Source organism: Paenibacillus sp. MER 99-2 (assembly GCF_023714095.1).
In the GTDB taxonomy this organism is placed as follows: domain Bacteria; phylum Bacillota; class Bacilli; order Paenibacillales; family Paenibacillaceae; genus Paenibacillus.
Map to the genome: position 1 here is coordinate 166,340 of NZ_JAMAUZ010000005.1, position 16,105 is coordinate 182,444.

Consider the following 16,105-nt stretch of genomic DNA (forward strand, 5'->3'; position numbering starts at 1 on the left):
ACTGGTGCTTATAGTAGCTCTATCTTAGAAAGAACCTTTAACTACAGTTTCAGACAATGGGAAACGACCTGCTGGGCGAGCTGGCTCTGCAGCTTTACCTACAGTAATCAACAATGTTGGGATGTAACGTGCAGGAATGTTGAACGTTTCAACCAATTGTTGTGGATTGTAACCACCCATTGGGCAAGTATCATATCCCAAAGAACGTGCAGCGAGCATAATGTTTTGTGAAGCAAATGACGCGTTACGGATCGCTTCATCACGAGCAGTTTGCGCGCTTTGGTAAGCACCGTTGATTTGTCCAACCAACGCATCACGAACCTCACCAGGCAATGCACCAGCTTCAACAGCTTGATCGTAGATGAAGGTGTTACGGTTAGCTTCCAGGTCACCCAGAACAGCAATTGTAACCGAGCTGTCTACGATTTGACTTTGGCCATAAGCGATTGGCAACAATTTAGCTTTGTCCGCTTCGGATTCAATAACGAGGAATTTCCAGTGTTGCAGATTCCAAGAAGATGGTGCTTCGGAAGCTGCAGTCAAGATTGCATTCAGGTCAGCCTCAGGCAATACAAAACCTTTTTCGTATTTTTTGACAGCGTGACGTTCGCTAATTACGCGAAGTGTTTCATTGTTAGACATGTTCTCCACTCCTATTTCTATTGATTATTGTAAATATCATTGCTGTTATATCGCTTTTAATTTCGCAAGGCTTTGATCCAACAACCATGATAAGTGGTGTAATGACATACCCACCTTCCGAAAATAACATCAGCGCAGAAGATTAACTCTATCTGTGTTCACGTTATGCCCGGAATAATCTTGAAGCCTTCATGAATCGCGAAACCGGGGCAACGCTTGTTAAGTTCTATAAGCAGTCTACAGTGTCCCCGTAATCACAGGGTATCTGAACTGAGCCTAAATATGAAATGTATACATATAAACTGTAGCCACATCAATTCTGTAGCCAGAATTAATTCTTATCTTGTCTCAGTAACTCATTCATGGACTTGGATAGCCCTTCACTTTTCCCGATCCGATGCTTCACATCCTCGATGGAAATGCGATCAAAATAAATACTCAGCGCTTCCTCGCCTCCGTCATATATGCCTCCCATGACATCCCTCATGTTAGAGGACACAACGCATGGCGAACCTGATTCGCCAGAACACCAATTGGGTCCAAGTGAACCTCCGGCAACCAGTCTGTACAATTCCCCAAGCTTGATCTCATCACTTGCACGATTAAGCAGGTACCCTCCGTGAGCGCCTTCTTTGGTTGTCAAATACCCATGCTTCCGCAGCACACTCAGCACCTTACGAACTCTTGCAGGGTGTGTACCTACACTCTGAGATAAATCTTCACTATTGGCCATACAGTCTTCCTTCATGGATAGAAACACAAGACAATGGACGGCAATGGTAAACTCGCTGTTCATGACTTACTCCCTTCCCGGCAAAAAACACCGATGGACTTCAATCCAAGGTAAGTATAACTGTTATTATATGAATGACAGTTATGTTTGTCAACTTCTTCTCTCGCAGTGCCTGAACACAGGATATCCCTTGATGTGTCTATATATACAGCCTCACATCCAAGCCCACCCTTTACTTGATCACTATGTATTTAACCTATTAAAGAAAACAAAAAAGTGAGCCCTCCGCTTCGCGAAAGGCTCCAATAAGATAGACATATGAAAGGGCTTACTTGATCATTATAATCGGTAATCTTTATTTTGAAAACGCTTTTTTTGTTAAAATAATCTTTTCGTATCTTTGTTTATTTTTGCAAAAGGTATTGCAAAAACTAATGCCATTAGTTATATTACTAATACCATTAGTTTTAAGGAGGAATTACGATGCGTATTACGCGTGAATATAATGTCATTCAGGTTTCATTCCTACCTCGACTCTTCCCTGTGAATGTTTATCTTGTTGAAGAGGACGCTGAATTAACTCTTATTGATGCAGGGATGCCGTTCAGCCTCAAGGGTATCCTGGCCACTGCTCAATCTCTTAACAAACCTATCACCAAAGTGATTCTAACTCACGCCCATGGCGACCATGTTGGCGCATTAGACGGCCTCAAGAATGCACTCCCTGATGTAGAGGTGATCATCTCTAGACGGGACGCTGCACTACTCACTGGAGATGCTTCGTTATTACCTGATGAACCGCAGACTCCGGTACGTGGCAGTGTACCCAAGAACATTCACACCCGCCCCGATCGCCTGCTCGAAGATGGGGATCGCATTGGATCGTTACTGGCCATTGCTACCCCAGGTCATACACCAGGGCATATGGCGTTTATGGATACGCGCAGCGGCGTCCTCATCGCCGGCGATGCCTATCAACTGCATGGCGGCTTGGCCGTTGCCGGTCAGCTACGCCCACTCTTTCCATTCCCCGCGCTAGCCACATGGCACCGCGAGACTGCTCTTGCCAGCGCCAAGCGCTTGGCTGAGCTGGAGCCGTCCGTGCTGGCTGTAGGCCACGGACGAATGTTACGTCAGCCGGCAGCGGCGATGCGCGCAGCAATGGCTGACGCCGAGCAACGGCTGCGCCCTGCCGGAGGGCTTCGATGAGCCCGCGGCAAGGGCTGGATCGCGGCATGCTGCTGAATGCCGCGGCCCAGCTTGCTGACAGCGACGGATTTCATGCGCTGACGCTGGCCGCATTGGCCCAGCGGCTCGATGTGCGCTCCCCGTCGCTTTATAACCACATCAGCGGTTTACCCGGGCTTCGCCAGGAACTTGCGCTGACGTCCGTAGAGCAGCTCGGCCAGGCTTTAACCGTGGCCGCCGCAGGACGTGTCGGTAGCGAAGCCATTCAGGATATCGCTACCGCCTATATTCATTTTGTACGCCAGCACCCTGGGCTTTACGAGGCTTCATTCCATGCCCCTGATCGGGATGAGCCACAGCTCGCTGCGGCCAGCACCGTAGCGCTACAGTTGTTGCTAGACTCTTTACAGCCGTATGGACTGTCCGAATCCGATGCGCTTCATGCGGTGCGTGGACTACGAAGTCTGTGTCATGGCTTTGCCTCCATTGGTGCACAAGGTGGGTTCGCCATGAATTTTGAAGCAAGCGAGAGCCTACATCTTACCATTTCAGCCTTCCTTGACGGCTTAAAGCATCGTCGTACAGACAATTAGTTAACTGTCTCCTACCATATCCCGCGAGTAACTCCATAAACACGCAAGAGGGCTGCAGCATCATCCCTGCAACCCTCTTGTTTTATATGATTGTGTCCTAGACATCGCCTCTTATCCTGTCCCACACAATAAAGTTTAATTCAATTATAGAGGTTGTTCAAAAAGTCCGCTTTTGATTACGAAGGATGCGCGAGCGGCATCTCAGCATCGAATATGGGATTCAGCCGAAATATCCGTTGCTCACGTAGCTCCATCTACGCTCCGCTACTCCATTTCTATCTTCATCCCATCTTCTTGGTACTGAAAACCGCCCTTTTTGAACACGCACTTATACTGTGAAACTACCAGCACTTTTACTTATCTGCCCGAAGCCCCGAATAAGCCGACCTTCCTGAGTCTCCATGCTCTCTCAGACTCCAAAGAGCTTTGATGAGTCCATGAATACGGAAGATGTTATTCATCGGTCTGAACCAGAACGATTCGGATAACGCGTACAAGAACAGACGTGTGATTTCACGTGCCGTATACCTTCTACGCGCCAGCCAAACTTCAAATAGAATGACTGCCGCAGATAGGAGTGAACCGTAGAGCAGTAAGAGCATACCCAGCACAACTAATAGACTGTTCTCCACAAACGGCAGCAGCAGACCTATGAATAATAGCAAAAGCGTCCCTATTTCCAAAACAGGCCCAATCAATTCAACCATAATAAAATAAGGGATCGTCACCATGCCCATCCAACCGTACTTCGGATTGCCTGCCATCTCCCGTTGCTCCCACATGGTGTTGGTCAACTGACGATGCCAGCGTATTCGCTGCTGGTGCAGCCCAGCACATGACTCAGGTACTTTTGTGCTGCATACGGGATCATCTATATACACGATTCGCCCCCTGCCCTTGATCTGTTTCATGTGCTTGTGAAGACGCATGATCAGCTCTAGGTGTGCCATTCTCGGATCAGTATTATATCCTCCGACTTCCATAACATAACTTTTTTTGAACAATCCAAAAGCTTCTGACGTGAACAATAACGTATTGATATTATATCTAACCAAGCCCAATCCACTGATGAGAAATGCACGAATATACTCAATCCTCTGCATCATAAGCAGTGGACTTCTTGGAAGAGCTGCGACTGGCTTCTCGCCTTGAATATGGAATCTGGAGCAGGATACCCTCTGCGAATTCGCAAACTCTAACCGTCCACCACAAGCGATAATCTCTTCACCCGGCAGTGCAGCCATAATAGGCTTCATTATTTTCACAAATGCATATTTGTCCAGCATGGTTGTAGGGCCAATGGATGCAAAATATGGATACTGTGAGACACGTATTCCTGCATTCAAAGCATCGGAGTGCCCCCCATGCTGCTTGTCGACCACGATGAGATTGTCGTATCGCAGTGAACGATATGCACCTCTAATCTCTCCAACCGCCTGCCCAATACTGGAATAATGGATCTTGCTCTTCACCGTAGACAGCTCATACACTTCCATTAAACGTTCCATCGTACCGTCTGTTGATCCATCATTAATCACAATCACTTCATAGCATCCATAGTGGATATCAAGAAGGTGGGATACGTCCGCAATAATCGTCTTCTCTCGATTATGTACGGGAAAAAGTACAGACACCGGGGGAGCAAGTGCTTCATTGAGCACTTCATCATAGTGGAGCAGATCCAGATCCTTTTTTCGCACCATCGTACGAACGGCCGCTAGAAATAACCAAATACATGCGATGATCACAACAACGAGGTAGATCCATATGCCTTTATAACATAACAGAATTAAACTCTGCAGCAGTTCAAGCCATCTTTCGTTCATACTGCTTCCTTTCCAGCGTTTCTTCCGCTATCTGCCTCGCATATTTGTCCGGATGTACTCTTGCTACGCAGCGTAATTTCTCGATTCCTTGATCATATTGAGCGAGAGAGTTAGCAGCTTCCTGCCTTATTTCGTAAGCGGGATCACCCATAAGTCCATTCAGATGCTCAATAAATCCCTCTGTGTGAACACGTCCCAACAACCTAGCGTACATGAGTCGTTCTAGACGTGATCGAATACCTCTCTCTTCATGCCAAGCAAGTAATAGCTTATCCTTGGTTCCATCACTCATCCTGCCGATCTGGGCTAAGGCACGCAGCGAAAAGATGCGCTGCTCTACATGATCTTCAAATAGCAGTCGTTCTAATAACGCCAGCTCCCTCGTCGTTTGCACATTTCGAATACGCATGGCATCCACGACGCTACACTTTGCCTGCACAGGAAGCTCCGCATAGTGGTCAATGACCTTCTCCCAGATCTCATCCGTAAGTAATAGCATGATCTGCAAATATTGCGAATCGGACATGGCTGTGTTTCTCTTAAGCAGCTCTTTCACTAATCGTACATAGCCTGATCTAGCGTAAATTCTCAAAATAATAAAACGTTCCTGGATCGAACATAACGAAGAACGCATCATCTCTTCCAGCCTAGGTAGAAGTTCCGTGATCTGAAACTGCTCTATGTAGAGCAATGTATTAATACGTTCACTCCATTTTATCGAACCAAGCTGTGTCCGGTACAACGTACCAAAGGCCTGTCCTGCGAGGAAGCGAATCCGTTCCCTTTGGAGATCATCCGTACTTTCCTCCAGTTGTTGCAGTAACACTTCCTGTAGCGCTTTTTGCTGAACTTTCCTCACATCCAGCAGCTTTGGTGTGATCTCTCCTCCTGCAAGGTAGTGACGAAGTGCAGATTCATCAGCCATTAGATCGCGAAAGGCCTTTTTTTGGAGTTTTAGCGTTCGTTGCTTCAGCCGATTTCTCCACAACAAAACGAGATAGATGGCCAGGAGAGTCACCAACACGCCTCCACAGATTAAACCGGTCACCTGAACCAAATAACTACTTCCCGTTTCTGTCCATCCCGACATGGATTTCCCAAACCACTGCACTCTGTTTCTCATATATTCACTCATGACTTGTCCCCTCAATCGAATAAACCGCCTACCATTGGTTACACTAGTAACCATTTCCAGAGAACAATGTTCGTCTTGCATTCGGTGCGATATACGTATGATCTGCTGATTATTAGCCGTCCTTAGATACGGTCAAAATGCTTACTAAGCATTCTATCGGCAAACTACGTTTGTGATATAATAGGGAAAGAAAATTCTGAGACTTCACATGATGATCCGAAAGGCTTCAGTAATATATTATTCCAGAAAGAGGGATATCTTCGTGGCTCAAATTAGTCCATTTTACCTTCAGATCGGTGCAACTCTAGGTATGCTCATCATGGCGCTGCTCGCCATCTTCATTCGCATGAAAGCCAGTCATCGCCCTGTCACTATTCGTAAAATTCTGATTCCACCACTCGGTATGAGCACAGGGTTTCTCATGTTTGTCGTTCCTGAAACGCATGTCCCACTGCTGTGGGCAGCAATTGCACTGCTTGTGGGTTGGTTTATTTTCTCGTATCCGCTTATCCGCAGTACTCGCTTCGAACGCATTAACGGCGAAATATTCGCAACGCGCTCACGCAGCTTTGCTTTTATCTTGCTTGGACTGCTCGCTGTGCGGCTCATATTGCATGAAGTTATCCAGCGTTATGTATCCATTCCACAGACAGGTGGACTATTCTTCCTACTCGCCTTCGGTATGATCGTCCGCTGGCGTGTGTACATGTATAAGCACTATAAAGAAGTCATTAATGCAGAGGAAGCCTAGGTCGCGTCTGAAAACTCGCTGAAGTGTATCTTTCTCCGCTCCATTTTTTCAAACACATAGACACACCAAAAGACACGTTCTCTGCATCGGTATGCGGAAGAACGTGTCTTTTATAGGTTAAGCGTTCTATAAGGCTAAGTTCTATAGCGCTAAGTTCCATGTGGTTGCGTCCCATTGGAATTCAGCCGCATAACCAAAAGGGATAGTACACTTCACTTCACATCAATTCTCATTTCATCTACATTACTCAGGGTCGGCAACCTTCACCAGTTGTTTACCCAGGTTATCCCCTGAGAAGAGACCCATAAATGCGTCAGGTGTCTGTTCGAAACCTTCTACAATGTTTTCCTCATATTGAATATGACCTGCTTTGATCCATTTAGCTAACTTCGCACGCCCTTCCTTAAAGGACTTGGCGTAGTCACCTAATAGGAACCCCTTCATTAATGCTGTATTGGTTAACAACAGGGTCTGCGGACGCATACCAATATCTGGTTTCTCCAAGTTATAGGACGAGATCTGTCCACACAATGGGATACGTGCATTGCGGTTAATGTGACGCAACACCGCATCCGAAATTTCGCCGCCAACATTATCAAAATAGACATCTACGCCATCAGGGCATACCCGTTCAATGGCAGCAGTCATATCGTTCTCTTGTTTGTAATTCAATACCACGTCGAATCCTAATTTGTCTTTGAGGTATGCGCATTTTTCATCAGAACCAGCAATACCTACGACACGAGCGCCTACGATCTTGGCAATCTGTCCTGCGATCATCCCTACCGCGCCTGCTGCGCCTGATACAACGACCGTCTCGCCTTCCTTAGGTTTACCGATATCCTCCATTCCGAAATAGGCTGTTAGCCCCGTAAGTCCAACCGCGCCCAAATATGCAGTCAATGGAGCTTCTTCGGTATCAATCAACGAAAGATCTCCTGTATTAACCGCCGCATAACGTTGCCAGCCCCACATCCCTGTCACAAGGTCACCCTTACGCAGATTAGGCTCCGAGGATTCCACCACTTGACCAATTGCTCCGCCTTTAATGACTTCGTTCAGCGCATAGGGTGGTGAATAGGACTTCGTATCCTTCATCCGACCTCGCATATACGGATCAACAGACAAATATAATGTACGAACCAGAACCTGTCCTGCTTCCGGTTCAGGAAGTGGTGTATTTATAAATTGGAAATTGTCACGGGATGGTGCACCTTCTGGACGAGATGCAAGTACGATTTGTTCATTTTCAGACATCTTAATGACCTCCTTGTAACCAGTGGATCAGCATTAACTCTCGCTTACGCTTACACTCTACCACCAGCACGATATGTTATAACCTTCTCATCAAAAGTTGTTCAAATCGTCCCCAGCTAATGAAAACAGGACTTTTTGAACACACTCTTATATTTTAAACCGAAACAGGCGGATCACAAACGTGGGCCGCCTTGAAATTCACTAAAATTATAGAGGTTGTTCAAAAAGTCCGCTTTTGATTACGAAGGATGCGCGAGCGGCATCTCAGCATCGAATATGGGATTCAGCCGAAATGTCCGTTGCTCACGTAGTCCTGCCTACGCTCCGCTACTCCATTTCTAGCTTCATCCCATCTTCTTGGTGCTGAAAACCGCCCTTTTTGAACACGCACTTATAGTGATTGAGCCTCCGTCGTATTCCCCTATTGAGCCGTTAAAATCACTGGGCCATCTGCTGTAATCGCAATGGTGTGCTCATATTGAGCAGACAAGCTTCCATCCATTGTACGCGCCGTCCAACCATCTGAATCAAGCTTACTGCGGAACGTACCGATGTTCAACATAGGCTCAATCGTAATGACCATGCCTTCTTTGAGTCGTGGTCCACGATGAGGCGGGCCGTAATGAGGCACCTGCGGCTCTTCATGCATTTTCTCGCCAATGCCGTGCCCGATAAACTCACGAACAACCGACAGCCCCTCGCCTTCAGCATATGTTTGGATCGCATGCGAAATATCCCCGATCCGGTTGCCAACGACAGCAAGTTCAATGCCTTTATACAGCGAGTTCTTGGTCACATCTAACAAATGTTGTGCTTCTGGTGTAACTTGCCCTACTGCATAAGACCACGCAGAATCAGCGAGCCATCCGTTCAAATTCACGACCATATCAATCGTTACAATGTCGCCGTCCTGCAACACATATTTCCCGGGAAAACCATGACAGATTACGTCGTTTACTGAAGCACATGTCGCAAATTGGTATCCGTTATACCCTTTTTGCTCCGGCGTTGCACCATTTTTCTTCATAAAAGCTTCTGCAAATTGGTCAATCTCCTGCGTTGTGATCCCTGGACGAATCATTTTCGCTATTTCTCTATGGCATGCGGCAAGAATCTCACCTGCTCTTTTCATCTGTTCAATCTGCTCTTTTGTTTTCAATGTAATCATGACGACTTCTCCTTGTCCGTTAAGATCTTACCTTGTCTTCTATTGTAACGCGAATCACTCAAAATAAAAAATTCAGTATAAGTAAATTGTTAAATAACCGTGAAAACACCAACAATCTATTATACGCCTGGCCCGATCTTTATGAATATATTTTTCTGAAGAAACACGAAACCCTCTTCCTCGGCCGTGCGTATATGCTAAAAACGATGGTAGACGAAAGGATGAAAGCTCATGCTCAAAAAAATTCTTGGCAAACTTCTCGACTCCAAATCTTCATCACACCGAAGGCGCTACAGCTCCTCTGACAGACGACGTTCCTATAAACGGTACAGCAGTTCGTCAGGGAAACGTTCCTATAAACGCTACTCCTCATCCGATATGAAATACCGGGATAGCCGTCATGGCTCTGGTTATTATAAGAGCAGAAAATATAGCTCAAGCTAATCAAGCTGCGCGCTCTTGAACGATAGAATGTGCATATTAGAACTCCAATATCGGTTTGTAAAACTCACTTTGGCGTGCTGTGTAAATTAACAAAAGGGTGTCCACGCTGGCTGCATTCTAAGCCAGCGCGACACCCTTTTTATGCATTCGTTCCGTATAATTTAACAACAAAAAGGACCTCCGCTATGACGTTTACAGAGGTCATTCGTCACCATCTTCGTCCTACACCTGATGTTAAACTGATCCATGCAGCTTCGGCAAAATCCGCTTCATCTCAGCCTGCAGCTCGGGTGCCCCCGCCTCATACCCAGGTCTAAGCCCCAGCAGTCTCTCCAGCATAATGACTAGATCCGGCTGAAGATCCAGTTCCTCCTGCCAGCTTGCAGGTGCTTTCCCTTTCTCTGGTTCATAGGCAGAGTACAGCATAAATAGAAGAAAATGACCGAGATCCTGCAAATCCTGATCAGGCGTTGCTGGTTCATCTTCAGGTGCAGGCAACTCACGCATACGTCGTTTCAGCTCTGGCAACAACGGCTCCCCCATTTGCCTCGCCAGGCCAAAATCAATCAGATGCAAGTGCCCATCCTTCATAATCACGTTGGGAATTCGTACATCCCCATGGATATAACCCTGCTGATGAACATGAGCGATTGGAGATAATAACTGGCTCGCCAGTTCAATACATTCTCGTTCGCTATATACCTGGCCCTGTTCGAAGATATACGTCTCCAGCGTCTCTCCCCGAATATATTCTATAGCGATGTAACTTCTTCCCTTATATATAAATGCATTCAAAAGTTTGGGAATCGCCGGGTGCTGCAGCCGGCTCATCACATCTGCTTCTCTACTCAGCAATCGGGCAGATAACTTGCCTTTGCTGGGCTTCGAACCTTTTAACGCAACCTCATCTCCTGTTTGTTCATCTATACAGAGGTATGTCAGTCCGTAGCTTCCCATACCAAGCAATTCGCATATCGTATATCTTTCCGCTATTTTTGCCCCCTTTGGCAAGGGTCGATCTGTCCACAGTCCCAGCAATCTTTGCCAGCTTCGTTGCAGCTCCACTCATTATCCCCCATTAGCATACGACCGCTACCACTCCATCATGATCATGCAGAGCAAGCTTCGTTTGCTGATTTCCTTGTTGTTATGGAGCTTATTATAACAGTACGAAGATGGGCAATCATAGCACGAACAGCAGTGGATCTTATGCCGCATGCCCGCTTACGCTTATGCCTCCTTATGCTTCTTCGGCAGCAGCCCAAATAACATGCGGAGCGTCGTTCCCTTAGGCTTGCGCTTTCTTCCCTGATAGCTGCGTAAATTGGTCACCAATTCACGATCCCGCTCTTCCTCCAGCTTTTCATTCATCCATAGGCGCTGCTTCTCCATCTGCTCTTGGAGAGCTTCATGCGTATCGGCAAGATGCTTCAAGGTTAATTCCAATTCATCCACCCGGTGCTGTAGCTGCTGCACTCGATCATCCTGCTGCGCCACTGCACCAGCCGTCACTTCAGTGACTAATTGCCCTAACCCCTCATATGATCTCAAGCTATTTGGCGGCTCGGCTCCTTCCGGGAATAACGCAGGCATGATCGTTGCCGCACATTCGCTTTCGGACGTATCACCTATTTCAACTGTGGATGCTTCTGGAGATAGAACCGTAACCACAGCATCCACCAAGGGCAAATTATGTTCTCTAAGCTCCGTCATCAGACGTTCAATGCATTCCACATCCTCGGATCGAAACAGTCTGGATTTGTTGGCAGAGCGTTCAAACCGATAGCCCTGCTCCTCAAGTGCTGCTGCATATTTTCGAAGTGTACTGGCTCCAATGCCCAGACTCTTGGCCGTTTCCGTCGTAGCTCCTGCTTCTTCAATCATCATTATTCCCTCCCGGAATGAAGTTTTGTAATCAAGGTCGTGACTTCTGCATCAACCTTTTGTAACAACCATCGGAACGGGGCAACTTGTCTACTCCGCATATGCTTGTACGATACCTGTACCATGCACATGCATTATGATTCGCTTGCCAATATGTATTCGTCAGTTCTGCTTGCGAACCCTTTGACGCTTTAGTTCTGTTTCTGTGGATTCATAAGAACTTTTGTCAGACCACTTATTCGCTTAAATCTCTGATGATCCGACAACCTACAAGAATGGTGTCATGTCGAATGCGGTCAATGCAAATGCCGTCAAAATTTTGGAAACACGATATTCATGTCAATTTTGTTAACTCCATTACTCCAATACGCTCCCGCGATAACGGATATCATTGCTGTACAGCTTTTTTGTGTGTTATCTTATGTAACGTAGAAGCCATTATCAGCATAAATTATAGGACAATACTTAACATAGGACTCAAAATAATCGGAAAAATCAAAAGGATACGGGGGATGAACGGCTGTGTTAGGCAAATCAGGTAAAGTAGCGGTGATCGGGGCAGGTCTTGTTGGTTCAAGTTGTGCATATTCAATGATTAATCAGTCGATCTGTAGGGAAATTATGATGGTTGATCGGACATACGATCGCGCTGTTGCGCAGGCTTTAGATTTTTCCCATTGTATGGACTTCACACATAATCGCACCAAAGTATACGCAGGCACTTATGCTGACTGTGGCAGTATGGATGTGATCGTGCTCACAGCTGGGGCGAACCCTAAGCCTGGTCAGACACGTCTAGATATTCTGGAAGAAGCCGAATCCATCGCCAAAGATATTGTCGTCCCTATCATGGAAAGTGGTTTCAGCGGGATTTTTGTCGTCGCAGCGAACCCGGTTGACATAGTAACTTATATGGTATGGAAGCTGTCAGGTCTTCCACGCGAACACGTCATCGGCACAGGGACTTCCATCGATTCCTCCAGACTCAAAACACTGTTGTCCGAGGTCTTCTCCATTGATCCCCGCAGTGTGCACGGTTATGCTCTAGGTGAGCATGGAGAATCACAGTTTGTTGCTTGGTCGCACGTTACCATTGGCGGCAAGCCGATCCTGCACATTATGGAGCAGCACAAAGATCGTTTCAAACATCTCGATCTGGAAGATATCGCTCGTAAAACGAAGGACGCCGGCTGGGAGATTTTCACTCGCAAAGGCTCTACCCAGTTTGGCATCGGTAATGCACTTGCTCATATCACACGCTCCATCCTCAATGACGAGCATAAGATTATCGCCGTCTCCGCGATTCTAGAGGGAGAGTACGGACAGAATAATGTCTGTGCGGGCGTTCCCGCGATTATCGGTGGCAATGGCATCCAAGAGATCATCGAATTGAATCTGGATGCATCCGAACGCGAGAAATTCGAACGCTCCTGCGCTGTATTATCTGGAAGTATAGATCGCCTTACCATGGTATAACTTGGTGAAAAGTAACCAAAGACGCCAGTGACCATTCCCGAGAGGAATGCACTGGCGTCTTTATCTATGCGTATCTATACAAGTTTAATTAAAACTTGATCTCACTTCAATTAGGTGCAAGCTGCGGCTGATCGGTTGGTCCCCATTGCTGGAGCACCCTCTTCAACTCACTGAGCATAACAGGCTTGCTGATAAAGTCGCGCATGCCGATCTCTAGACAAGCCTCCTTATCCTCCCGTTTCGAATTGCCCGTGACCGCAATAATCGTTGGAATACGATCTTGTGGAATCAATCGGTGGACAAGATCCGTCGCTTTAAGCCCATCCATGACAGGCATTTGAATGTCCATCAGTACAATATCATAGGTTTTCTGAGAGATGGCCTCAATCGCTTCGACACCATTCGTACATACATCTGGCTTGTATCCAAGCTTCTCTAGATATTCAGTCAAAATCTTCCGATTCACCGGATGATCCTCAGCAACTAATATACTGATCGGCACCTTGTCACCTTGACGTGTACGATCATGTGAGAATTGGCGTGCGGCTTCCTCTTCCGGTACATCGACACTTGTGGCAGGGACGGCGAACCGGAAGGTAGAACCTTCTTCTTCCTCACTCTCTACGCTGATGCTTCCGCCCATAATCTCGACGAGACGTTTCGAGATAACAAGTCCAAGCCCTGTACCTCCATACTTCCGATTAATAACCGGATGCAATTGGGAGAATGACTGGAACAACTGATCCAGCTTATCAGCGGGAATACCGATACCCGTGTCCTTAACAGCAAAATCAAGCACGCTGGATTCAGGTCTGCGTCCCTTAATAATGTCTACTGTGACATCAATACTTCCCTGGTCCGTAAACTTGAGTGCATTACTAACAAGGTTCACGAGGATCTGTCTAATACGCATCGCATCACCGACCATGAATTCTGGAATGCTAGGGTTGAGACGATATCTGATCTTTAGTTGCTTCTCATCCGCGCGAGGCTTGAACAGCTCCGCCACCTGCTCTAACATTTTGCGTAGCGAGAAGGGTTCGTAAGCTAACGCCATCTTGCCAGATTCCAGCTTGCTGAAATCCAGAATATCATTGAGGATATTGAGCAATGCGTCGCCGCTCTCCTGTATAATCTGGGCATACTCACGCTGTTCCTCAGATAGATCCGTCCCGATTAGTAATTCTGTCATGCCCACGATCCCATTCATCGGTGTACGAATCTCATGGCTCACCATAGACAAGAATTCGGACTTAGCCTGAGCCGCCAATTCCGCTGTCTCCTTGGCACGTACAATTTCACGTTCGCCAGTGACATCGTTGAATACGACAACGGCTCCTTGAATCTGACCTTGATCTATAATTGGCGTCACCTGGTATTCCACCAAGAAGCTGCTTCCATCCTTACGCCAGAATACATCCTCTTTGATCAAGCGCCGCTGCCCATCCATTACAGTCATATGAATAGGACACTCTTCTATTGGGAAATAACTTCCGTCTGCACGAGAATGGTGCATGATCGGATGCGAGCTTTTCCCCACAAGCTCCTTCACTTCATAACCAAACATCGATGCCGCTGCGGGATTCATAAACATCGTTATTCCATCTGCATCCAGACCATAGATGCCTTCCGTGACCGAATTCAGAATCAGCGTGTGCTGCTTGCTAAGCTCTTGAATCCGTTCGGTATATTCTTTTCGCTCTGTGATGTCAGATAAAATACCGTATACACCGACCAATTCCTGATCCACAATGATAGGCACATTCATGATGGATACATCGATCTGTCTACCTCTAGCATTGACGACACATGTCTCATAGTGCTGTGGCTTTCCCTGCTTTACTAGTTCAAAGTAGGTTTTACCATTCTGCACTTCGTTTTTGTCTAAATTGTTCAGAAAGGATCGCCCAATCAATTCACCACGCGGAATATTGAGCAATTGAACAAGATTACGGTTGACCGAACTATATCTACCTTCCAGATCCAACGAATACACGGCCGCTGGCGCATGTTCAAATAACGATTTGTACCGCTGACGACTCTCTCTTAAGCGCCGATCTGCATCCTTATGCTGTGTAATATCTCGGCTGATACTTACAACCTGCGTATCTTCACCTTCTCTGCCTGATACCGGCTTCGCCAACGTCTCCATCCAGATGTAGTGCCCTTTTTTGTGCATCACACGCATCGTGCATCCATTGCCGATTGCGGATACATCTAATGGATCTGGGTAATCCCCTGGGTAACAGTAGTCTTTGAAGGACTTGCCCATCACCTCTTCTGGTCGATAGCCAAGCAAAGGATACACCGAGGGAGACACATACAGCAATTCTCCATCTAGCGAACATTTCGTAATGAGATCCTGTGCATGATCCGCAAGAATCTGATACTTTTCCTGGGTCTCATGTAACTTACGCTCCACTTCCATGATCTCAGTTACATCTTTGGCAATTCCATATATGCCCACGACTTCTCCTTCTGACGTGATCGGCACATAAGTAATATCCGCCTGTCTCAGCGAGCCATCTCTATGATAGAACTTGAGAGAGTTACTGACTGAACGTCCAGCCAATACTTCATCAATACATTGTTGACGTGATTTCTCGCTCTCTGGCGGACATAGATGTTCCCGGTTCATGCGAATCAAGTCTTCAAGTGTGTGTCCTGAAATCCGCTCAACGGAGGGATTAGCATCAATATAGTTTCCATGGATATCCATAACATAGATGGCATCCGGGTGGTTAAAAAACAAGGATTGGTGTGAACTTCCCTCAGAAATAATGCGTTTTAGGGTTTCCGTTTTATTCATTTCCAAGGCTTACCCCTCTTTTCTTAGCCTAAATCTTCTTATAACAACGAAATATAACACTGTAATTATAACTAGGCTTACCCTCGAATAACCATGTAAACCCGCCTAGAAACAGCTTTTTTTATTTTAACAGATTCCAATATTTTTTGGATTAATATCTCGCCTTAAATTCTCAAAACCTCTCTTTAAAAAAATGGAA

At 46.5% G+C, this 16,105-nt stretch carries 13 protein-coding genes; 4 read left to right on the plus strand and 9 right to left on the minus strand.

What is annotated here, in order from left to right; all coding sequences use genetic code 11:
- Positions 1–24: 24 nt before the first annotated feature.
- Positions 25–642 (minus strand): nitroreductase family protein, encoded by a 618-nt coding sequence (locus tag M3636_RS20845; protein WP_285859095.1) that lies wholly within the window; start codon positions 640–642, stop codon positions 25–27.
- A gap of 331 nt (positions 643–973) precedes the next feature.
- Positions 974–1,438: an RrF2 family transcriptional regulator gene (locus M3636_RS20850; RefSeq protein WP_128100061.1), complete on the minus strand. Its 465-nt coding sequence runs from the start codon at positions 1,436–1,438 to the stop codon at positions 974–976.
- 420 nt (positions 1,439–1,858) lie between these two features.
- On the opposite strand from M3636_RS20850, the gene M3636_RS20855 reads away from it, so the two are divergent.
- Together M3636_RS20855 and M3636_RS20860 are read left to right on the plus strand one after the other, a co-directional pair.
- Positions 1,859–2,584 (plus strand): MBL fold metallo-hydrolase, encoded by a 726-nt coding sequence (locus M3636_RS20855; RefSeq protein ID WP_251383863.1) that lies wholly within the window; start codon positions 1,859–1,861, stop codon positions 2,582–2,584.
- Positions 2,585–2,610: 26 nt separating this feature from the next.
- Positions 2,611–3,156, plus strand: coding sequence for a TetR/AcrR family transcriptional regulator (locus M3636_RS20860; RefSeq protein ID WP_251383967.1), 546 nt, complete (start codon positions 2,611–2,613; stop codon positions 3,154–3,156).
- Positions 3,157–3,509: 353 nt separating this feature from the next.
- On the opposite strand, the gene M3636_RS20865 is transcribed toward M3636_RS20860, so the two are convergent.
- Positions 3,510–4,982: a glycosyltransferase family 2 protein gene (locus M3636_RS20865; RefSeq protein ID WP_251383864.1), complete on the minus strand. Its 1,473-nt coding sequence runs from the start codon at positions 4,980–4,982 to the stop codon at positions 3,510–3,512.
- Entirely contained in the window at positions 4,963–6,117 is a 1,155-nt protein-coding gene (locus M3636_RS20870; RefSeq protein WP_251383865.1) for a HEAT repeat domain-containing protein, read from the minus strand. Before M3636_RS20870 ends, M3636_RS20865 begins: the two co-directional genes overlap by 20 nt.
- A gap of 262 nt (positions 6,118–6,379) precedes the next feature.
- On the opposite strand from M3636_RS20870, the gene M3636_RS20875 reads away from it, so the two are divergent.
- Positions 6,380–6,868, plus strand: coding sequence for a CcdC family protein (locus M3636_RS20875; RefSeq protein ID WP_174715264.1), 489 nt, complete (start codon positions 6,380–6,382; stop codon positions 6,866–6,868).
- Positions 6,869–7,111: 243 nt separating this feature from the next.
- On the opposite strand, the gene M3636_RS20880 is transcribed toward M3636_RS20875, so the two are convergent.
- From M3636_RS20880 to M3636_RS20895, 4 genes are all read right to left on the minus strand, one after another.
- The gene (locus tag M3636_RS20880; protein WP_128100056.1) at positions 7,112–8,125 is read right to left on the minus strand and encodes an NADP-dependent oxidoreductase; all 1,014 of its coding nucleotides are present in this window, start codon (positions 8,123–8,125) and stop codon (positions 7,112–7,114) included.
- Between the two features lie 421 nt (positions 8,126–8,546).
- Complete coding sequence (gene map / locus M3636_RS20885) at positions 8,547–9,293, minus strand: type I methionyl aminopeptidase (RefSeq protein WP_128100055.1); 747 nt, start codon at positions 9,291–9,293, stop codon at positions 8,547–8,549.
- A gap of 678 nt (positions 9,294–9,971) precedes the next feature.
- Positions 9,972–10,802, minus strand: coding sequence for a serine/threonine protein kinase (locus tag M3636_RS20890; RefSeq protein ID WP_251383866.1), 831 nt, complete (start codon positions 10,800–10,802; stop codon positions 9,972–9,974).
- Between the two features lie 165 nt (positions 10,803–10,967).
- Positions 10,968–11,624, minus strand: a complete 657-nt coding sequence (locus tag M3636_RS20895; RefSeq protein WP_128100052.1) for a MerR family transcriptional regulator — start codon at positions 11,622–11,624, stop codon at positions 10,968–10,970.
- A 519-nt stretch (positions 11,625–12,143) separates the two neighbouring features.
- Between M3636_RS20895 and M3636_RS20900 the strand changes: the two genes are divergently transcribed.
- Positions 12,144–13,097, plus strand: coding sequence for an L-lactate dehydrogenase (locus tag M3636_RS20900; RefSeq protein WP_128100051.1), 954 nt, complete (start codon positions 12,144–12,146; stop codon positions 13,095–13,097).
- A gap of 106 nt (positions 13,098–13,203) precedes the next feature.
- On the opposite strand, the gene M3636_RS20905 is transcribed toward M3636_RS20900, so the two are convergent.
- A complete protein-coding gene (locus tag M3636_RS20905) occupies positions 13,204–15,906 on the minus strand; it encodes a PAS domain-containing hybrid sensor histidine kinase/response regulator (RefSeq protein ID WP_251383867.1) in 2,703 nt (900 codons plus the stop codon).
- Positions 15,907–16,105 lie beyond the last annotated feature (199 nt).